The 19,887-nt window shown below is 67.5% G+C and carries 19 protein-coding genes; 7 read left to right on the top strand and 12 right to left on the bottom strand.

Annotated features, from left to right (window positions below; genetic code table 11):
• Positions 1-25 precede the first annotated feature (25 nt).
• The 3 genes from TPAU_RS20930 (at position 26) to TPAU_RS20920 (ending at position 2,457) form a co-directional block, all read left to right on the top strand.
• Positions 26-1,015, top strand: a complete 990-nt coding sequence (locus TPAU_RS20930) for an NAD(P)H-dependent flavin oxidoreductase (RefSeq protein ID WP_013128744.1) — start codon at positions 26-28, stop codon at positions 1,013-1,015.
• Positions 1,012-1,773, top strand: a complete 762-nt coding sequence (locus TPAU_RS20925) for an enoyl-CoA hydratase-related protein (protein ID WP_013128743.1) — start codon at positions 1,012-1,014, stop codon at positions 1,771-1,773. The genes TPAU_RS20930 and TPAU_RS20925 overlap by 4 nt, the downstream gene beginning before the upstream one ends.
• A 162-nt stretch (positions 1,774-1,935) precedes the next feature.
• The gene (locus TPAU_RS20920) at positions 1,936-2,457 is read left to right on the top strand and encodes a DUF805 domain-containing protein (RefSeq protein ID WP_013128742.1); all 522 of its coding nucleotides are present in this window, start codon (positions 1,936-1,938) and stop codon (positions 2,455-2,457) included.
• Positions 2,458-2,545: 88 nt separating this feature from the next.
• On the opposite strand, the gene TPAU_RS20915 is transcribed toward TPAU_RS20920, so the two are convergent.
• Both TPAU_RS20915 and TPAU_RS20910 read right to left on the bottom strand, forming a co-directional pair.
• Positions 2,546-4,735, bottom strand: coding sequence for a 3-hydroxyacyl-CoA dehydrogenase NAD-binding domain-containing protein (locus tag TPAU_RS20915; RefSeq protein WP_013128741.1), 2,190 nt, complete (start codon positions 4,733-4,735; stop codon positions 2,546-2,548).
• Positions 4,736-4,768: 33 nt separating this feature from the next.
• Positions 4,769-5,977 carry an acetyl-CoA C-acetyltransferase gene (locus TPAU_RS20910; RefSeq protein WP_013128740.1) on the bottom strand — a complete coding sequence of 403 codons (1,209 nt, stop codon included), beginning with the start codon at positions 5,975-5,977 and terminating at the stop codon, positions 4,769-4,771.
• Between the two features lie 111 nt (positions 5,978-6,088).
• On the opposite strand from TPAU_RS20910, the gene TPAU_RS20905 reads away from it, so the two are divergent.
• Positions 6,089-7,672: a long-chain-fatty-acid--CoA ligase gene (locus tag TPAU_RS20905; protein WP_013128739.1), complete on the top strand. Its 1,584-nt coding sequence runs from the start codon at positions 6,089-6,091 to the stop codon at positions 7,670-7,672.
• Positions 7,673-7,738: 66 nt separating this feature from the next.
• Here the strand turns inward: TPAU_RS20905 and TPAU_RS20900 are convergent, their stop codons facing one another.
• On the bottom strand, positions 7,739-8,686 hold the full coding sequence (locus tag TPAU_RS20900; RefSeq protein WP_013128738.1) for an oxygenase MpaB family protein: 948 nt from the start codon (positions 8,684-8,686) through the stop codon (positions 7,739-7,741).
• Positions 8,687-8,817: 131 nt separating this feature from the next.
• Here TPAU_RS20900 and TPAU_RS20895 point away from each other — a divergent pair, with 131 nt between their 5' ends.
• Positions 8,818-10,008: a TetR/AcrR family transcriptional regulator gene (locus tag TPAU_RS20895; protein WP_013128737.1), complete on the top strand. Its 1,191-nt coding sequence runs from the start codon at positions 8,818-8,820 to the stop codon at positions 10,006-10,008.
• Here TPAU_RS20895 and TPAU_RS22100 read toward each other — a convergent pair.
• Genes TPAU_RS22100 through TPAU_RS20850 form a run of 9 tightly spaced genes read right to left on the bottom strand, consistent with a single transcriptional unit; the run spans position 10,005 to position 18,816 of the window.
• Complete coding sequence (locus tag TPAU_RS22100) at positions 10,005-10,751, bottom strand: hypothetical protein (protein ID WP_013128736.1); 747 nt, start codon at positions 10,749-10,751, stop codon at positions 10,005-10,007. The two genes, TPAU_RS20895 and TPAU_RS22100, sit on opposite strands and share 4 nt — an antisense overlap.
• Positions 10,752-10,753: 2 nt before the next feature.
• Positions 10,754-11,824 carry an MlaD family protein gene (locus tag TPAU_RS20885; RefSeq protein WP_013128735.1) on the bottom strand — a complete coding sequence of 357 codons (1,071 nt, stop codon included), beginning with the start codon at positions 11,822-11,824 and terminating at the stop codon, positions 10,754-10,756.
• Positions 11,821-12,858: an MlaD family protein gene (locus TPAU_RS20880; protein WP_013128734.1), complete on the bottom strand. Its 1,038-nt coding sequence runs from the start codon at positions 12,856-12,858 to the stop codon at positions 11,821-11,823. Before TPAU_RS20880 ends, TPAU_RS20885 begins: the two co-directional genes overlap by 4 nt.
• Positions 12,855-13,967, bottom strand: a complete 1,113-nt coding sequence (locus tag TPAU_RS20875; RefSeq protein WP_013128733.1) for an MlaD family protein — start codon at positions 13,965-13,967, stop codon at positions 12,855-12,857. The genes TPAU_RS20880 and TPAU_RS20875 overlap by 4 nt, the downstream gene beginning before the upstream one ends.
• On the bottom strand, positions 13,967-15,070 hold the full coding sequence (locus TPAU_RS20870) for an MlaD family protein (protein WP_013128732.1): 1,104 nt from the start codon (positions 15,068-15,070) through the stop codon (positions 13,967-13,969). Before TPAU_RS20870 ends, TPAU_RS20875 begins: the two co-directional genes overlap by 1 nt.
• Positions 15,058-16,080: an MlaD family protein gene (locus TPAU_RS20865; RefSeq protein ID WP_013128731.1), complete on the bottom strand. Its 1,023-nt coding sequence runs from the start codon at positions 16,078-16,080 to the stop codon at positions 15,058-15,060. The genes TPAU_RS20870 and TPAU_RS20865 overlap by 13 nt, the downstream gene beginning before the upstream one ends.
• Complete coding sequence (locus tag TPAU_RS20860; RefSeq protein ID WP_160160280.1) at positions 16,077-17,066, bottom strand: MlaD family protein; 990 nt, start codon at positions 17,064-17,066, stop codon at positions 16,077-16,079. Before TPAU_RS20860 ends, TPAU_RS20865 begins: the two co-directional genes overlap by 4 nt.
• 29 nt (positions 17,067-17,095) lie before the next feature.
• Positions 17,096-17,953: an ABC transporter permease gene (locus TPAU_RS20855; RefSeq protein ID WP_013128729.1), complete on the bottom strand. Its 858-nt coding sequence runs from the start codon at positions 17,951-17,953 to the stop codon at positions 17,096-17,098.
• A 5-nt stretch (positions 17,954-17,958) separates the two neighbouring features.
• Positions 17,959-18,816, bottom strand: coding sequence for an MlaE family ABC transporter permease (locus TPAU_RS20850; protein ID WP_013128728.1), 858 nt, complete (start codon positions 18,814-18,816; stop codon positions 17,959-17,961).
• A gap of 215 nt (positions 18,817-19,031) precedes the next feature.
• Between TPAU_RS20850 and rpsF the strand changes: the two genes are divergently transcribed.
• Positions 19,032-19,316 (top strand): 30S ribosomal protein S6, encoded by a 285-nt coding sequence (gene rpsF, locus TPAU_RS20845; protein WP_013128727.1) that lies wholly within the window; start codon positions 19,032-19,034, stop codon positions 19,314-19,316.
• 37 nt (positions 19,317-19,353) lie between these two features.
• Complete coding sequence (locus TPAU_RS20840) at positions 19,354-19,887, top strand: single-stranded DNA-binding protein (protein ID WP_013128726.1); 534 nt, start codon at positions 19,354-19,356, stop codon at positions 19,885-19,887.

Here is a 19,887-nt window from a genome sequence, read left to right as displayed (position 1 = left end):
TCTCAATTGTGTTACATTCCGGAACATGTTCTCGACACGATTCACCGAGGCCTTCGGGGTGCAGTATCCGATCGTCCAAGGCGGCATGATGTGGGTCGGCCGTGCCGAACTCGCGGCCTCCGTCTCCGAGGCCGGGGGCCTGGGGATCATCACCGCGCTCACCCAGCCGAGCCCCGACGCGCTGCGCCAGGAGATCGCCCGGGCCCGCACCCTCACGAGCAAGCCCTTCGGCGTGAACCTCACCGTGCTGCCCACCATCGATCCGCCGCCCTATGAGGAGTACCTTCGGGCCGCCGTCGAGTCGGGCATCACCATCATCGAGACCGCCGGATCGAACCCCGCCACGTTCCTGCCCTACCTCAAAGACAACGGCGTCAAGGTGATTCACAAGTGCACCAGCGTGCGGCACGCGCTCAAGGCGCAGGCGATCGGTGTGGACGCGGTGTCGATCGACGGGTTCGAGTGCGCGGGCCATCCGGGTGAGGACGACATCCCCGGCCTCGTGCTGATCCCTGCGGCGGCAGACGCGCTGGAGATCCCGATCCTGGCCTCGGGCGGCATCGCGGACGCCCGTGGCATGGTGGCCGCATTGGCATTGGGTGCCGACGGCATCAACATGGGCAGCCGCTTCCTGTGCACCGAGGAGTCGCCGATCGCGGCCGAGGTGAAGAAGCAGATCGTGGCGAATTCGGAACTCGATACCACGCTCATCTTCCGAACTCTGGGCAACACGGCGCGCGTCGCGAAGAACTCCGTGTCGGTCGAGGTGGTCGAGACCGAGGCGCAGGGCTGCGAGTTCGAGGACATCCGGCACCTGGTGGCGGGGGCCCGCGGCCGCAAGGTCTTCGAGGACGGCGATGTCGAGGCAGGTATCTGGAGCGTGGGCCTGTGCCAGGGCATCATCCGCGACGTGCCCTCCGTGGCCGAGCTCATCGACCGCATGGTGTCCGAGGCCCAGCAGATCATCACCGGTCGGCTCGCGGGCATGGTCGGGGCGCGGGAGACGGTGGCATGAGCGAGGATCTGCTGCGGAGCGTGGACGGAGGTGTCCTCACGGTCACCATCAACCGGCCCCAGCGGATGAACGCGTTCGGGGTGGGGGCCTCGCGTGAGCTGGCGGGGGTCATCAACGACGCCGACGCCGACCCAGACGTCCGCGTCGTGGTCATCACCGGGGAGGGCAAGGCCTTCTGCACCGGTGCCGATCTGGCGGGCGAGCCCGCGTCACCGCAGGAGGCGATGGACGCGGTGAACTCGTACATCCGCGCTATCGCCGCGGCGTCGATCCCGGTGATCGCCAAGGTGAACGGCCCGTGTGCGGGCATGGCCGTGGGGCTCGCCCTGGCCTCGGACCTGATCTTCATGGCCGATACCGCGTACTTCCTGCTGCCCTTCGTGGGGATCGGCCTGATTCCCGATGCCGGCACCTCGGCGCTCGTGCCCGGGGTGGTCGGACGCACCCGCGCCATGGGTATGGCCCTGCTCGGCAACCGTGTCTACGGGCCTGAAGCGTTGGCGAGCGGCATGGTCACGGCGGTCCTCCCGGCGCAGGCCCTCGACGATGCCGTGGCCGCCGCGGCGACGCAGCTGGCACACGGCCCGAAAGACGCGATCGCCCAGACCAAGCGCGCGATCAACGCCACCACGCTGGCGCAGCTCGAGGATGCGCTGGATCGCGAGACGGCAGTGCAAGTGGATCTGCTGCAATCCGATGACTACCGCGAGGGGGTGGCCGCCATGCTCGGTAAGCGCCGCCCCGAATTCGCCCGCTGACCCGTACCCACCCCTCGGGTACGAATCGAACCCCGCGACGACACCTGCACGTCGCGGGGTTCGTGCGTCGACGGGTGGTCGTGATTCAACCCACGTTGTTGTTTGTCCGAGGTATCGGTAGCTTTCCCTTCGCACATCATTCATTGCGAGGGGGAGATTTCGATGACATATCAACAGTACGACTACGCGCCGCCGGCGCCTGCGCGGGACCCGAACAATCTGGACCTGCCGCTGTACGGCGCCTCGTTCGGCGAGGCGATCAAGCGCTTCTTCCGCAGCTACTTCCGGTACCGCGGCCGGGCATCGCAGAGTGAGTACTGGTGGCCGTTCCTCGCAAACGCCATCGTCGTGGTCGTCTCGTACGTGCTGATGTTCCTCAGCTTCGCCACCGCCTCCGACCCGGACAACATGGGTGCCGTCTCGACGGCGATCATGATTGTGTCGTTCACCGGCTTCTTCTTCGCGGTGGTGGTGATGGGGATCGGTTACATCGCGTTGAGTGTGCGGCGCCTGCACGATGCGAACGCCTCCGGATGGTGGTATCTCCTGGTGGTCGTCGGCGGCTTGATCCCGTTGCTGGGTGTGGCGGGCCCGATCATCGTCGGCGTCCTGAGCAGCAGTCGGGCGGGTTGCCGGTTCGACCGCGGCGCGCAAGCGGCGCCGACCGACCACGTGTTCCCGTAGAACGAGAAGTCTCGGCCGAGCACGAAGAGGCCCGGCACCGTCGAGGAGACGGTGCCGGGCCCTTTCTGTGAATTGATGCGGCGCAGGCCTACTCGTAGGTCTCGCCGGATTCCGCCTTGGCGACCAGCGAGGCCGGCGGGGTGAACTGCTCGCCGTACTTCGTGGCCAGCTCGTTCGCGCGAGCGACGAAGGCCTTCGGGCCCTGCAGACCCGCGGCTGCCGTCCCCTCGGTTCCCTCGTAGCCGTTGATGAACTGCATCACGCCACCGGTCCACGCGGGGTAACCGATGCCGAAGATGGAGCCGATGTTGGCGTCCGCGACGGACTCCAGTACGCCCTCGTCGAAGCAGCGCACGGTCTCGATCGACTCGATGAACAGCATCCGGTCGATCATGTCCTGCAGCGGAATGTCCTTGCCCGCCGGGAACAGATCCTTCAGGCCCGGCCACAAGCCGGTGCGCTTACCGTCCACGTAGTCGTAGAAGCCGGCGCCGTCCTTGCGGCCGGTGCGGCCGTTGTCGATCATCGCGTCCACCACCGCGTCGCTGCCGTGCGGGGGCAGTGGCTTACCGGCGGCCTCGGCGGCAGCGCGGGTCTCCTTGCGGATCTTCTGGGGCAGGGTGAGCGTGAGCTCGTCCATCAGCTGCAGCGGCGCGGCCGGGTAGCCGGCCTGCTGGCCCGCCTGCTCGATCAGCACGGGGTTCACTCCCTCGCCCACCGCGGCGATCGCCTCGTTGACGAAGGTGCCGATCACACGGGAGGTGAAGAAGCCGCGCGAGTCGTTGACCACGATCGGGGTCTTCTTGATCTGCAGGGTGTAGTCGATCACCTTGGCCAGGACGGCGTCGGAGGTCTTCTCGCCCTTGATGATCTCGACCAGGGGCATCTTGTCCACGGGGGAGAAGAAGTGGATGCCGATGAAGTCCTCGGAGCGCTTGACGCCCTCGGCGAGGATGGTGATCGGCAGGGTCGAGGTGTTCGAGCCCAGGATGGCGTCGGGTTCGACGATGTCCTCGATCTCCTGGAAGACCTTGTTCTTGACCTCGACGGACTCGAACGCGGCCTCGATGACGAGATCGACACCCGCGAAATCGGCGGCGTCCACCGTGGGCGTGATCCGGGCCAGGAGCTCGGCCGACTTCTCGGCGGTGGTGCGGCCCTTGGCCAGCGCCTTCTCCTCCAGCTTCTCGGAGTATGCCTTGCCCTTCTTCGCGGCCTCGATGTCGATGTCCTTGAGCACCACCTCGATACCGGCCTTCGCCGAGACGTACGCGATGGCCGCGCCCATCATGCCGGCGCCGATCACGCCGACCTTCTTGGCCTGGTACTTCTCGTACCCATCGGGACGGCTACCGCCACCGTTGATGTGCTGCAGATCGAAGAAGAACGCCTTGATCATGTTCTTCGACACCTGACCGGTGGCCAACGAGGTGAAGTAGCGCCCCTCGATCACGCTGGCGGTATCGAAGTCCACCAGCGCACCCTCGACCGCGGCAGCCATGATCGCGCGCGGCGCGGGCATCGGTGCGCCTTTGAGCTGCTTACGAAGGTTGGCCGGGAAGGCGGGCAGGTTCGCGGCGATCGCCGGCGAGTTCGGGGAACCGCCGGGGATACGAAAGCCCTTGACGTCCCACGGTTGCACGCCGCCCTCGGGATTGGCCTTGATCCACGCCTTGGCGGCGGGGATGAGTTCCTCGACGGTGCCGACGACCTCGTGGACCAGCCCCACCTCCTTTGCCTTGGCCGGCTTGAGACGCGGGCCCTGGAGCAGGACACCCATGAGTGCGCCCTGCAGGCCGAGGAGCCGCACGGTGCGGGTCACGCCGCCACCACCGGGGAGCAGGCCCAGGGTGACCTCGGGCAGGCCGATCTGCGAACCGCGCGCGTCGGCCGCGATGCGGTGGTGCGTGGCGAGCGCGATCTCCAGGCCACCGCCCAGAGCGGCGCCGTTGATGGCAGCCACGACGGGCTTGCCCAGGGTCTCGAGGCGGCGCAGGTCCTTCTTCAGGTTCTCGACGTTGTCGAAGACCTGCTGCGCCTGCTCCTTGGTGGACTGGCGGATCAGATTGAGATTGCCACCGGCGAAGAAGGTCTTCTTCGCCGACGTCAGGACGACGCCGGTGATGGCGTCCTTCTCGGCCTCCAGGCGATCGATGGTGGCACCCATCGACTCCCGGTACAGGTCGTTCATGGTGTTCGCGGAGCTGGTGGGATCGTCCATCGTCAGGGTGACGATGCCGTCGGCGTCCTGGTCCCAGCGGATCATGTTCTCAGCCATGTCTGTTGTTGTCTCCGTAGTCTTTCCGGCCGGTCAGAGGCGCTCGATGATGGTGGCGATGCCCATACCGCCGCCGATGCACAGGGTGATCAGGCCGTAGCGGCCGCCGGAGCGCTCGAGCTCGTCGAGCACGGTGCCCACCAGCATCGCGCCGGTGGCGCCCAGCGGGTGCCCCAGCGCGATCGCGCCGCCGTTGACGTTGACCTGCTCGCGGTCGAGCTTGAAGTCCTTCATCCACTTCAGGACCACCGAGGCGAAGGCCTCGTTGAGCTCCCAGACGTCGATGTCGTCCTTGGTCAGCCCGGCCTGCTTGAGAGCCTTCTCGGTGGCCGGCGTGGGACCGGTCAGCATGATCGTCGGATCGGAACCGGTGATCGCGGTCGACACGATGCGCCCGCGCGGGGTCAGGCCCGCCTTCGCGCCCGCTGCCTCGCTGCCGACCAGCACCAGGGCTGCACCGTCGACGATGCCCGAGCTGTTACCGCCCGTGTGCACGTGGTTGATCCGCTCCACGGTGTAGTACTTCTGCAGCGCCACGGCGTCGAAGCCGCCCATCGCGCCGATGCCCTCGAAGGCCGGCTTGAGCTTGCCGAGGTCTGCCGGGGTGGTGCCCGGACGGCGGTGCTCATCGGTGTCCAGCACGGTCAGGCCGTTGATGTCCTTGACCGGTACGACGGACTTGGCGAACCGGCCCTCGTCCCACGCCTTGGCGGCGTTGGCCTGGCTCTGGGCGGCGAACTCGTCGACATCGTCTCGGGTGAAGCCCTCGATGGTGGCGATCAGATCGGCACCGATGCCCTGCGGCACGAAGTAGGTGTCGTAGTTGGTGGTGACGTCCTGGAACATCGCGCCGCCGTCGGAGCCCATCGGGACACGCGACATCGACTCGACGCCACCCGCGAGTACGAGCTGGTCCCAGCCGGCTCGCACCTTCTGCGCGGCGGTGTTGGTGGCTTCCAGGCCGGATCCGCAGAACCGGTTGATCTGTACGCCGGCCACGGTGTCCGGCAGACCGCCGGCCATCGCGGCGGCGCGCGGGATGACGCCGCCCTGCTCGCCCACGGGCGCCACGACGCCCAGCACGATGTCGTCGATATCGGCCGGATCGAGGGCGGGGAAACGGGTCTTGACCTCGTCGATCAGGCCGACGACCAGGTCGATCGGCTTGGTCGCGTGGAGCGAGCCGCCGCGCTGCTTACCGCGCGGTGTGCGGATGGCCTCGTAGATGAAAGCGTCGGACACGGTGTTCCTTCCTGGTGTGCTGTCCGTCTGGACCGTCACAAGTGAATCACTATTCTCTAACTTTCGGTGATTCGGCCCCGATCGAACATGTTCTAGAACACAATCGCATACATGACCGCCGAAGAGAACATCGCCTGGTATCCCCGTACCGAGGAGCCCCGCAGCTCCCAGCGCAATACCTGGAACAATCAAATCCGCAATCACGCCGTCATGCGAGGCGATCAGACCGCGCTGCGGTACCTCGACAAGGAGGTCTCCTGGGGACGGTTCGCCGAGCGGGTCGGCGCCTTCGCCGGAGCGCTAGCCAAGCGCGGGATCACGGCGGGCGACCGGGTGCTGATTCTCGGCCTAAACCGGATCGAGTACGTCGAGGCGGCGCTCGGTGTGACGGCGCTCGGCGGCATCGCGGTCCCGGTCAACTTCCGCATGGCGCCGCCCGAGGTCGCGTATCTCGTCCAGGACACGAAGTGCAGCGCGGTCATCTACGAGGCGCCGTTCGACCCCCTGGTGGCGGGAGTGGCGGGAGCCGGGGCCGACTTCGGCCTCCGCATCCGGTTCGACGGTGCGGACGAGGCCGCGGGGGCGGTCGGTTTCGAGGACCTGATCGCCGAAGGCAACCCCGATCCCCACGTCGACGTGCCCGAGGATTCACCGGCGCTCATCATGTACACCTCGGGGACCACCGGCCGGCCGAAGGGCGCGGTGCTCACCCACATCAACATGACGGCCCAGGGCTGGACCAATCTGGTCGCGCCCGGCTCCGTCGATCCCGAAGCGGTGGGCGCGATCGCGGTCCCGATGTTCCACATCGCCGGCTTCGGCGTGCTCGCCACCGCCTTCCTGCAGGGCCTGACCTCGGTGATCTTCCCGCTCGGAGCGTTCGACCCGGCGCAGACGCTCGATGCGCTGGAGCGCGAGGGCATCACCAGCATGTTCATGGTGCCCATGCAGTGGCAGCTCGCTGTCGCCGAGCAGAAGGCCCGGCCGCGCAACCTCAAGCTGCGCTATGTCTGGTGGGGCGCCGCTCCCGCGAGCGAGACTCTGCTGCGGGAGCTGACCGCCACCTTCCCCGACGCCGAGATCTGCGCCGTCTTCGGCCAGACCGAGATGTCGCCGGTCACCTGTGCACTCTCGGGCGCTGACACGCTGCGCAAGTTCGGGTCCGTGGGCAAGGTGGTCCGGACGGTGGCCGCGCGCGTGATCGACCCGGACGGCAACGACGTGCCGCGGGGCCAGATCGGCGAGATCGTCTACCGCGGACCCAATATGATGTCGGGCTACTGGAACAACCTCGAAGCCACGCGCGAGGCCTTCGCGGGCGGCTGGTTCCACTCGGGCGATCTCGTGCGGATGGACGAGGAGGGGTTCGTCTACGTGGTCGACCGCGCCAAGGACATGATCATCTCCGGCGGCGAGAACATCTACTCCCAGGAGGTGGAGAACGCCGTCGCCGCGCACCCCGATGTCACCGAGGTCGCCGTCATCGGCAAGCCCGACGAGAAATGGGGTGAGGCCGTGGTCGCGGTGGTGCAGCTGCGCGAGGGTGCTGAGCTGACGGTGGACACCCTGTCCGCCTTCCTCACCGATCACATCGCCCGGTACAAGCATCCGCGGCATGTGGTGGTGATCGACGCCCTGCCCCGCAACCCCACGGGCAAGGTCACCAAACCCACTCTGCGCCAGCAGTTCGGCTGAGCCGGCGGCTGGTCGAGCGACACGAAAGCCGGGACCCGAGTAGGGCCCCGGCTTTCGTGTGCGCGGTCAGACCAGGGGACGGCCGAGCTTGGCCCGGGTGCGCATGTCCACGAGCAGGAGCTCGTACGGCAACCGGGTGAGGGCCACCGGGAGGAACCGATTGACCGTTCCCACCAGACGCCAGAAGGCGTCGAACGCGCGCTGATGCCGCGGCGTCCAGGTGATCTCCATCGCCTCACGGAACTTCGGCGCGAGGAAGCCCGCGGTCTGGAAGCGGGAGAAGGCCTTGAACGGTCCGGGTACCGTGCCGACGAAGGTGAGATCGACGAGCTGGCGGAGATAGTCCCGGGTCTCCGGCGTCGGCGCGATCTTGGTATCGCACAGTTCGACCCACGCGGCGTCGAACTCCTCGGGTGTCGCGGGCCATTGATCGGGATGCACCTGCAGCGTGGTGCCCAGCGGCGCCGCGTCGCGGTAGAACAGGGCCCGTTGCTCCGGGGACATCGGGCCGCGCAGCAGCTTGTGGGTGTCCTCGAATCCCACGTACAGGCACATCGCCACCCACAGCTGCAGGTTGCGGTCCATCGCGTTGTACTTCACCGGGCTCTTCTCGGTGCTGCGCACCTGCCGGTGCGCAGTGTTGACCGCCTCGCGATAGCGCTCCTTGTCGTCCTGGGTGCCGAGCACGGCCACGGCGAGGTAGGTGAAGGTGGTGCGGGTGCGCTTGATCGGATGCTTATAGAGCGCACCGGATTCCACCGGCGACTCCATCACGCCGTAGGCGACCGGCGGGTCGATCAACTGCATCACCACGTTGGCGGGCCCGGCGGCGGACGAGGGGGCGACCATGGCGTCCCGGAGTGTGGTGAGCACGTGCCCCGGACGAGCCGGCGTGGCGATCGGTATGCGGTATCCCGCGGCCACCGGATCGACCCGTGGGGCGTTCGCCACCGCCGCCGATGCCGTCGCCGGCTCGACAGGTGCGGGTGCGATGCGCCCTGCGCTCGCGGTCATGAGCGCCTCCTTCATGTGATCACACCGAATCGGTGTGTGAATGTTCACTTACTTATAGCCTTGACGGTACACCGCGAACAGGCTCACGTCAGTGAGTAGTCTTCTATGCGGACGGCGAATGAGGAGTTGACGTGACCCAGGCGCGGAGGAAGCGGCCCAAGGACCGGCGCGAGCAGATCGCGCGGGTGGCTGCAGAGGACTTCTCCCGGCGCGGCTACCACGGTGTGGGCATCGAGCAGATCGCGGCATCCCTCGACATCTCGGGTCCGGCTGTGTACCGGCACTTCCCGAACAAGTACGCACTGCTCGAACACGCGATCACCTCGGCGTCGGACGCCCTGAGCGCGGCTGTCGCACAGGCGGCGCAGGAGACGGAGGGACAGGACGCGGAAGCACGCATCGATGCCATCGAGGACGCGGCGCTGCGAGTGGCCTTCGAGCGTCGCAACACCGGTGGCCTGTTCCGCTGGGAGCAGCGACTCCTGGAGCGGCAGGATCGGAATCGGATCCGGGACCAGTTGACGCAGATGATCGGCACCTTCGCGGATGCCGCTGAACCCGCCCTTCCGGGGGTGGGCCGTGCGGAGCGCGAGCTCCGTTGCGTCGGTGTCATCAGTGTCACCGGAAGCGTGACCGCACACCGCACGGTGCTCGCGCAGAGGCGCGCCGAAGCAGTGCTCAGGACCGCGGGCCGGAGGTTGCTGGCGCTGCCCGCCCCGCCCACCGAGTACGTCCTCGCTCCGCCGCCGTCCTCCGTGGCGGGGACGGACGCGGGCCGTCAGGAGCAGGTCCTCGACGAGGCCGTGGAGCTGATCTTCAGCCACGGATTCCACAACGTGAGCATGGGGCAGATCGGTCAGGCGGCCGGCATCGTTCCGTCCGGGATGTACCGGTACTTCCCGAACAAGGCCGGGATCCTCGTGCGCGCGCTCGAACGATCCGGCGCGGCGATGGTCGATGCGATCGCCGCGGTGGTCGAGGCGAACCCCGAACCCCGGGCCCGGCTCGCCGCCCTCGCGCAGGCCTACGTCCAACTGTCCTTCGGGCAGTCGAAGTTGATGACGGTCTACTTCCGCGAGATCGGCAACGTGCCGGACTCCGACCGCAGCCGTCTCGCGAGCGTGCAGCGCGCCAACATCGCCGCGTTCGCCGATGCCGTGATGGCCGTGCGTCCGGATCTGGGTGCGGCCGAGGCCACGTTCCTCGTCCACGCGGCCTTCGCCGTGGTCTTCGACGTCGGACGCACCCGCCGCTTCGACGCCGACCCGCACTTCCAGGCCGAGGTCTTCGCGATGGTGTGCGCGGTGCTCTTCGATTCCTAGGGGTTCGGCGCCGGCGCCTCGGCCGGGGGAGTCGGAGCGCCCGTCGGAGCCGATGTGCCACTGCCCTGTCCGGAGCCGCCCGACAGGGCATTGCCGATATCGCTCATCAACCAGTTCTGGTTGCTATCGACGGTGATCGTGTAGGCCGTGGTCGTGGTCGTCCCCTGGGGTGCCTGCAGGCTGGTGGCGTCGGTATCGATGACGACCATCACCTTGTACACGCCGTTCGCCTCGTCGGAGACCTTGGTGCCCACGAGCTTGCCCTTCGATTGCAGGCGCACCGGGACCACCACCATTCGCATCACCTCGGCGGCGCCGTCGACTCGCTTGGCCACCTGATCCGTCACGCCGGACTTGAGGTTCTGCAGCCAGGGCGCGATGTCGTTGAAGTCCACCGTCGCCGCGTTCACCCCGTACTTGCCGGCGATGTCCTCCGCGCGAGCACGGTCGGCCGCCGCCTGCTCCATATCGTTGACCTGGCCGCGATAGTGCAGCGCGAAGAAGGTCGCCACCCCGGCCGCCACGGCGAGCAGCGTGATCACCAGGGTGAGGGCGACGGCGCGGGTGGTGCCGGGAGCGGCGACCGCCGGTTCCGCGGGCAGCGACGCGGACGTGCGGGATGTCCGGTTCCGCGGGGGAGCGGTCGACGGACGGGGAGCCTCGTCCGGCGGGGTGCTCTGCACCGGAGCCGATTCCGGCTCCTCGGCGGTCGTCGCGTCGTCGGGGGCGTCGTCGTTGGGCATTCTCACCTCGGGGTCGGGGACGTGCTCGGTGCGGGCGCCGCACTGCGCGGCGGCGTGGTCGCGGACGGTGCCGCCGGGCCGGGCCGGGCCGACGGTACCGCGGCGTCCGGACCACCCGGGATCGGGACGGTGATCGAGAGCCGCGGCGTTCCGTCGTCGCCGACCATGGCCAGGGCCGATGTGAGGAAGGCGCTCAGATCGATCGGAGGCACGGTTCCGTTCACGGCCTTGAGAATAGGCAGGCTCGGCCCCAGGATCTCGGCGACCTTCGGAATCAATTCGGTCAGGTAGGGCTGCAGACGGGTCGCGAACGGGTGCAGGACATCGTTGAAGGGCCCCGGCAGGCCGAGCTCGGTGACCAGTGTCAGCACCTTGTCGACCGCGGGCCGGATCACTCCGATCGTGCTGCGGAAGGCCGGGCCGAAGTCGGTGATCGCCGGTCCCATCCACTCGAGATCGGCCGAGTACACCTGGGTCTGCTCGAACATGCTGCGGATCTGAGGCATCCGGGACACGAGCGTCGAGGTCAGCAACTCGCCGGCCTGCGTCAGCCGGGGCATCGCCGCATCGGTTCCCGTGGTCGCCTGCCACATCGTCTTCACGATGTCGGCGAGCGGGCCGACATCGGCGATCTTGCTCACCTCGGACAGCGAACGGAAGATATCGGGAATCGAGGTCGGGATCGAGACCCGCTTCGGGTCGATCATCGCCCCGTCGGTGAAGTACGGTCCGTCCGTGCCGCTGGGGGCGAACTCCACGTAGGGCTCGCCCAGTGCGGTCAGCTGCTCGATCGAGACCTCCGAGTCCACGGGGACCCGGTTCGTATCCGGATACTTCAGCCGCACCGATACTCCACGCGTGCTGCCGTCGACGCGCTCCACTTCGCCGATCCGGGTGCCGCGCAACAGTACCGAGGAACCCGTCACCAGCTGCGCGGATCGGGGCAGTTGCAGGGTGATCGTGGTGTACTGCGTGCCGGGCCGCACCCCCATGTAGCCGAAGACCAGCGCGCTCACCCCCACCGCGAGGACCACCACGAAGGTGACGATGTTGGCGATCAGCTCGCGTTTCATCGGACCACCCCCAGCATGCGCAGTGTCTTGATCGCTTGATCGGCCTGCTCGCCACTGGGCATCTGATCGCCGAGACCGAGCCGGACCACGTTCACCTTCGCGCCCTCACTGAGGTACGGGATGACGGTGTCGCGTAGCAGATTCCGCAGGTTGACGATGTTGTCCGGCCGGGTCGATCCCGCCGGGCGGTCGAAGTACAGCAGGGGTCGCAGAACGGCCCGAACCAGGGTGTTCGTCTCCCGCAGCGTCGGGACCAGGAAGGCGGCGTTGTTGAACGTCGGGGCTAGGGCGGCGAAGACGGCGACGATATCGCCGGTCTCGATCACCGTCTTCCATCGGGGCGCCGCCTCCGGCGCGAGATAGGCGCCCACGAGATCACGCTGCGCTGCGAGCTTGGTCGTGAGCTCGACCAGGGAGACCACCGCGGTGTCGAGGCTCTTGGTGTCGTTGGACCAGGCGTCAACCGTCGTCGTCAGGTTGCCGATGATCTTCTTGGTCAGCGCGGGGTCTTCGGGGAAGCTGCTGTTGAGCCGGTCGAAGGTGTTGCCCAACTGGCTCAGGCTGCCGCTGCCGAGGAAATCGGCGAGGCTGGTGAGCATCTGCTCCATCTGGACCGGTGCCCGGGTCTGTGACTGCGGCACCAGATCTCCGTCGGCGAAGAAGGCGGTGCTCTGGGTGGTGTTCGGCGGAGTGAGCGCGACGTAGATGTCTCCGAGCGGCGTGTCCTGGCGCAGCTCCGCGACGGCGGCGCGCGGCACCCGGGTATCCGACTGGATCCGCAAGGTCGCCTCCGCGTTCTTGTCCGTCAGTCGAACCCCTTCCAGCGAACCGACATCGCGGCCGAGAAGACGAACCTTCGCCTGATCGGGAAGATTCAGGACGTCGGGGAACTGGATTTTCAGGCGCCAGCCGGAGGCTGCGGAGCCCGGCGTCGGCAGGGTGGCGGGTCCGATGTCCCGGAGGCTCCACAGCCCGGTGATCACGAGGACCGCAGCGAGTAGTGCGGGCCAGATCGTGCGTATCCGCGTGGTCATCGCGCCGCCCCCGTCGCCCGCAGGACGACCGACATCACGTCGACCCGGATCTTGCCGTCACCGACGACTTGGCACTGTCCCGGTGCGATCCGATTGACGTTGGTGCACGTCAGTTCGGGGTTCGCCGCCGCGAAAGCGGTATCGGGTAGCGGTGTGTAGTTGATCTTGATCCGGGCGTTGGCCTGGTCGTAGTTGACGTTGAAGGCGGAGATCAGCGGTGGGAGGATCCCCATCAGGTCGCCGTAGTTGCGGATGCCCGCGGCGGCCAGGCGGGTGACCGGCACCGCGAGATCGAGTACCGGGAAGATCATGTGGCCGTACTGTCCGACGAGGTTGAACAGCATCTTGCCCAGCGGCAGCAGGGTGGTGGCGAGTGCATCGACCGTCGATCCGAGCGGCAGCATCACGTTGACCAGGTACGCGGGCAGATTGCTGAACAGCGACTTGATATCGCCCCAGTTCGAGGTCATGCCGTAGGTCAGCGGAGCCAGGGCATCGAAGGCGCGCGCCAGATCGTCCATACCGGGGCCGGGATTGTCGAGTACCGAGGACAGTTGGTTGAGGATGCCGTTGATCTGCGGTCCGGTGCCGTTGGTCTCGCGCGCCAGCGCACCGAGCGCCTGCTGTGCCTGCTTGGTCTGTTCCGGCCCGCCCCCGGTGGTGACCTGCGAGGTGAGGCGGTAGACGCCCTCCATCGACTTGGTCAGGGAGAGGGGAGTCTTGGTATCCACGATGCACTTGCCGGGTTGCAGAGTGGGGCCGCCGTTGTCGTCGCCGATGAGGGCGAGTTGGCGGGATGCGATCAGGGATTTGGCCACGGTGACGGCGCTCGCCGAGGCGGGGATCCGCTCGTTCGCGGAGACCGACATCTCGACCCGAGCCTTCGCGCCCTCCGCGCTCACCGCGGTCACCTTGCCCACGGTGACTCCGCGTCGCGTCACGGGATTGCCCTCGTAGAGACCGATCGCATCGGGCATCTGCGCGCAGTAGGTCACGCTGCGTTCGGTGCCGCCGCGCAGGTACCAGGCGCCGCCCAGTCCGAGGACGATCACGATCGCGACCGCGATGCCGCTGATCAACCACTTCGATCCCAGAGCCGAACGGACCATCAGCAATTCACCCCCTGAATCGGAATGCAGAACGCGGACGAGAGCACCGTCTTCCCACCGATCTTGACGCTGCCGTCGGGCTGAATGGCCTCGTTGACCCGGGCCAGGGCCTTCTTACCCTCGTCGATCATCGGCTCGAATTTCTGGAGCAGTTCCTGCATCTGCCCGGAGATCACCCGGAGCTGCCTCTCGAAGCCGTCGATATCGCGCAGGTAGAGATCGGCGAGGGGTTTGATGCGCAGCAGCGTCAGCTCGAGCGCCCGCATGAACGCCTTGTATCCGGCCACGTTGAGCGATGCGGTCGAGAGGAACAGGCTCATATCCTGCATGATCGCCGTGAGCCGGTCACCGTTCTCGTTCACCGCCGTGGTGTATTCGGAGACCACCGTGATGAACCTGCCGATCTGGTCCTTCTGCCGGCCCAGGGCATCGACCATTCCGGACAGCGTGGTGATCGCGTGCCGCAGTTGCCCCGGCTGCCCGGAGGTCGCCTGCTGGATCTGAACCAGGGATTCGCGCAGCGGCTGACCGTCGACCGCACCGAGTTTGGGACCGGCGGTCTGGAAGGTCTCGGTCAGGGTGTAGGGCAGGCGCACCCGGTTCGCCGGAATCGACCCGTCGCCGAGGGATGTGGCTCCCAGGGAGTCGATATCGAGGTAGTAGCCTCCGACCGCCGTCAGCATCTTCACCGCCGCGGTGGACTGATTGCCGATGAAGGCGCTCTTATCCACCCGGATGGTGACCCGGACATCGTTGCGGCGCAGCGCTACACCGCTGACCGATCCCACGGGGACACCCGCCACGCGGACATCGTCGCCCTTGCGCAACTGGCCGGTCTCGGCCATATCGACCGAGTACGAGGTGCTGCCCGGAGGGGCCAGCGAGAGGTACCCGGCCGCGATGATGATCACCGCCGCGAGCATCGCCGAGGCGATGCCCCAGCCCAATTGGCGGTCGGAATCGGAGCTGAACCGGAACCAGGTGCGGCGCCACACGCGGCGCGGCGGCCGGCGCCGCAGTGCCCCGGCGACGGCGCGCCGGGCGAGGTCCTGGTTGCCCGGGTCGTTGGGATCGTTGGGATCGCCGGTCGTCACGGATTGCACAGCACGACCCTCGTCCCCCGGATGAACATCTGGACGTCGGCGGGCAGCGAGGCGACGCCCTTGCTGCAGCGACTGTCGCCCTTGGCCTTCGGCAATCCCTGGCCGGTGAGAAGGGCGAAGAGTCCGGGAAGCATCGCGGCGAGGTCGACCAGCGGGCCGAGCTTCTTCGCCTCGGGCGAGAGCAGGTCGTCGAGCCACGGATTGGTGTTCGGTGTCATCCCGAGGCCGGCGAGGAGGGAGCCCGCCGCCGTCATCACCTGTGCCCCCTGATCGGACAGGACTCGGTAGGCCGGAGCGGATTTGGCCATGATGCCGGCGAGCCGCTGGAGCAGGCCGACGAGTGTGGTGACCGAACCGGACTTGCCGCCGATCGACTCCGATAAGTCGGAGAAGTTCCGGATCAGCGTCTCGAACAGCGCCGCGCGGTTATCGGTGAAGGTGGCGAGTTTGTCGATGGAGTCGAGCATCGGCCCCAGGCCGGACCCGTCACCGTTCATCACCACCGCGACCGACTGCGCGAAATGATCGATGTCCTCCGGGCGCATGGTGGCGAGGACGGGCTGGAGGCCGTTGAAGACCGTGGTGATGTCGAAGGACGGCACCGTCTGCTCGGTGGTGATGCTCGCGTTCTCGGCCACCTCGTCGCCGGGTGCGGCGGCGCGCTGCAGATCGATGTACCGCTGGCCCGTGAGATTCTGGAAACGGATGGCCAGCTTCGAATTCCGGAAGATCCGCTGGTCCCGGTCCAGCGAGAAGGCCACGTCGGCGAACGAACCGCGGCCGCCCTCGCCGCGCTGGAGCGACACCGAGGTGACCTTGCCCACCTGCACGCCGAGGACGCGCACGTCGTCGCCGGTGCGCAGTCCGGAGGCGTTGGTGAATTGTGCGGTGTACCCGACCTGCGTGCCCGGCGCGGGCCGCTGCAACGCCCGCACCGTGAAGGTGGTCCCCACCGCCACCACCACGGCGAACACCAGGAAGCTGATCAGGGAGGTCCGGAAGCGGCTCATCGTCCACCACCGCCCTGCGGCGGGATCGGGACGGGCCGCGCCTGCACATCGAGATTGAGAACCTTGCCGTTCGGGGTGTCCTTGATGGCGCGGCGGATCGCCTCGATGAGATCGGAGATCTGCTGTCCGTTCCGGGCGGCACCGGGCATCGAGGCGACGCCCCGCCGCTCCGCATCGGCCAGCACCGAGAGCGTCGGAGCCAGCGGCTGCAGGGATTTGACGAGATTGGCGATATCGGGTGATGTCACGTTGACCAGCGTGTCGACCGTCGCGGTCTGGGCCTTCGGGTAGCCGGGTGTATCGGGTCCGGGCCAGTCCCAGAGGAGTTTGATCGCCGCGAGGAGGTCGTCGGTCGAGGCGCCGATGCCCTGCAGGGCGCTGGACAGGATCGGGAGCGTGTACGAGGTGGGCACGGTCTGCGTCTCGGCATTGGCCTGGGCGACCGCACCGAGCGCGCGCACCATGGGCAGGAAGCCCTTCGTCGCGGTGTCGGACTGACGCAGCAGATCGGACATGTAGGGCCGCAGGGCCGTCGATTCCACATCGGCGAGGGTGCGCAGTAGGCCGGACATCGTCGAATCACTGGGTGCGGTGGCCGGGCGCACCCGCGCGCCGTCCTGCAGCGGCGAGCCCGCGGGCGACGGAATGATCTGCACGGAGGTGATGCCGAACAGGTTGTTGGGGGCGAAGTCCGCGAGCAGCGCGTCGGTGAGTCCCGCCGCCTTGTCCTTGTCGAGATCCATGTCGATGCCGAGGCGTCCCGATCCCTCCTGCGTGATGCCCGAAACGGTCCCGATCCGGATCCCGTTCATCTCGATCACCGTGCCGTTGTTCACTCCCGGGGCCACCTCCGAGGTGAGCAGGGTGATCCGCATCGGGGCGGGTCGCGCGAGGGCGGTGATGCCCCACGCGAGTAGTGCGACCACGACGACGATCGCGACGGTGAGGGCTCCCCGTCGAACCAGTTGCTTGGGTTCGACGGTCATGCCGGGTACGGAGGAGATCGATGCCATGGCTACCCCCGGAACACCAGGACCGGATTGAAGCCCCAGATGGCGGTGGTCAGGAGCATGTCCAACACCACGATCGAGACCAGGGACGCGCGCACCGCCCGACCCGATGCCACGCCCACACCCTCGGGCCCGCCGGCGGCGAAGAAGCCCTGGTAGCAATGGATCAGGATGACCACGATGAGGAAGACGATCACCTTCACCGTGGACGCGAGCAGGTCGGGGCCGGAGAGGAACTGACGGAAGTAGTGGGTGTAGGCGCCCGCCGACTCGCCCTGCACCACGGTGACGATCACGCTGCAGGCGAAGAAGCTGACGACGATCGCGATCAGGAAGGTGGGGATGACCGCGATGAGCCCGGCGAGCACCCGGGTGCTCACGACGAACGAGATGGACCGCAGGCCCAGCGATTCCAGCGCGTCGATCTCCTCGTTGATGCGCATGGCGCCGATCTCGGCGGTCATGCGGCAACCCGCCTGGACGGCGAACCCCGCGGCCGCCAAGATCGGTGCGAACTCACGGATGTTGGCCAGTGCGCTGATCGATCCGGTGAGCGGGCCCATGCCGAGCAGGTCCAGCGTGGAGAACGCCTGGACCGCTACGGTTCCGCCCACCGCCAGGCCCAGCACCACCATCATCAGCGAGGTGCCGCCGCCCACGATCACCGCGCCCCGGCCCCAGGTGAGATCGGTGACGGTGCTGATCGTCTGCCGGCTGTAGTGCCGGGCGGCATGCGGAATCATGATCACGGCCTGGACGCAGAAGCCCATCATGTGGCCGAGCCGTGCCAGCACGCCGCGCAGCCACGTGTAAACGCGGCCGAGCGTGCGTGTGCCCCTGGGGCGATACGTTGCGACGGTCACGTGCGCTAACCCACCCTCATCGGGAAGAACACCGTATACGCCTGCGTGAGAGCGAAATTGAGCACGATGATCGCCACCGTGGACACCACGACGGTGGCGTTCACCGCGTCGGCCACGCCGCGCGCGCCGCCCTTGGCCTCGAGTCCGTGCTGGCAGCCGACGATCGCGATGATGGCGCCGAACAGAGCGGCCTTGACCATCGAGAACCCCAGGTCGCGCACCGTCGCGTACGCACCGAAACTGAGCCAGTAACTGCCGGGCGTGACGTCCTGGCCGAGCACGGCGACGTAGAACGCCGCGAGGATGCCGACCACCACGATGAACAGATTCAGCAGCGGGGCGACCACGACCGCGGCGATCAGTCGTGGCGCCACCAGCCGGTGCACCGGATCGATACCCATGGTGCGCAACGCGTCCACCTCGTCGCGGATGGTGCGGGCACCCAGATCGGCGGCGATCGCGGACGCGCCGGCACCACCGAGGAGGAGTCCGGCGGCCAGCGGCGCGGCCTGCTGGATGACCGCGAGTCCGCTGGCCGCGCCCAGTAGCGACTCGGCGCCGATCTGCTGGACGACGCCGCCGACCTGGATGGTGACGATCACGCCGAACGGGATCGCCATGAGGAAGGCGGGCACCGCGGTGACGGAGACCAGGAACCACGCCTGGATCACGGTCTCCTTCACCGCCAGCCGACCCCGGATGGTGTCGCTGATCGCGGCCATCACGGTGGTGGTGGCGAGCTGGGCCGTACGGCCGAGGGTGCGGAGCGGGCCGAGCGCATTCCGGTCGATGTTGTCGAGGAAGATCCGCAGGTCGCTGGGTCGCCGCGCCGGCGCCTCGGTCGGTGCGGTATCCACCCCCATCGACGTCTCCCCTCTGGTCGCTGATCGCCACCGATGTTAGGCATCGTTCTCGGTCGTGATGTGACTTTACGCACAAATCACTGCCGCGTCATCGCGGATTCAAGATTTCGCAGGTCGGCAGGCTGTGCGGTAGCCTATGGCGGTTGCCGACACGGCAGCACTCCTGCCGCGGAGAGTCCGCGGCCGCATAGTCCATAGGAGGAGGCGAAAAGCCCATGCGTAAGTACGAACTGATGGTGATCCTGGATCCGAGCCTGGATGAGCGCACCGTCGCACCCTCGCTGGAGACCTTCCTGAACGTGGTCCGTAAGGACGGCGGAACGGTCTCGAACATCGATATCTGGGGCAAGCGTCGGCTGGCCTACGAGATCACCAAGAACTCCGAGGGCATCTACGCGGTGATCGATCTGACCGCTGAGCCGGCCACCGTGAACGAGCTCGATCGTCAGCTCAAGCTGAACGAGTCGGTGCTCCGCACTAAGGTGCTGCGGCAGAGCTAGCTCACCGAACCCGTACCGAATTACAGGGAGAGACACCATGGCAGGCGACACGGTCATCACGGTCATCGGCAACCTGACGGCGGACCCGGAGCTGCGCTTCACCCCGTCGGGTGCAGCCGTGGCCAACTTCACCGTCGCCTCCACGCCCCGCACCTTCGACCGGAACACCAACGAGTGGAAGGACGGCGAGGCGCTGTTCCTGCGCTGCAACATCTGGCGTGAGGCGGCCGAGAACGTCGCCGAGTCGCTCACGAAGGGCACGCGCGTCATCGTCTCCGGCCGGCTCAAGCAGCGGTCGTACGACGATCGCGAGGGCCAGCGGCGCACGGTGGTCGAACTCGAGGTCGATGAGATCGGCCCCTCCCTTCGGTACGCCACGGCGAAGCCGGTGCGCACTCAGCGCGGCGGCGGTGGCGGCGGATTCTCCGGTGGCGGTCAGGGCGGCGGTGGCGGTTACAGCCAGCCCGCAGCCCAGTCGGCGCCGCGGCAGAACCAGCCGCAGGAAGATCCGTGGGGCAGCGCCCCCGCGGCCGGGAGCTTCGGCGGCGGTTCGGACGACCCGCCGTTCTGA

The sequence above is a fragment of the Tsukamurella paurometabola DSM 20162 genome (assembly GCF_000092225.1).
In the GTDB taxonomy this organism is placed as follows: Bacteria; Actinomycetota; Actinomycetes; order Mycobacteriales; family Mycobacteriaceae; genus Tsukamurella; species Tsukamurella paurometabola.
The sequence above is the reverse complement of the archived record's forward strand: the minus strand, read 5'-3'. Positions and strand labels throughout refer to the sequence as shown.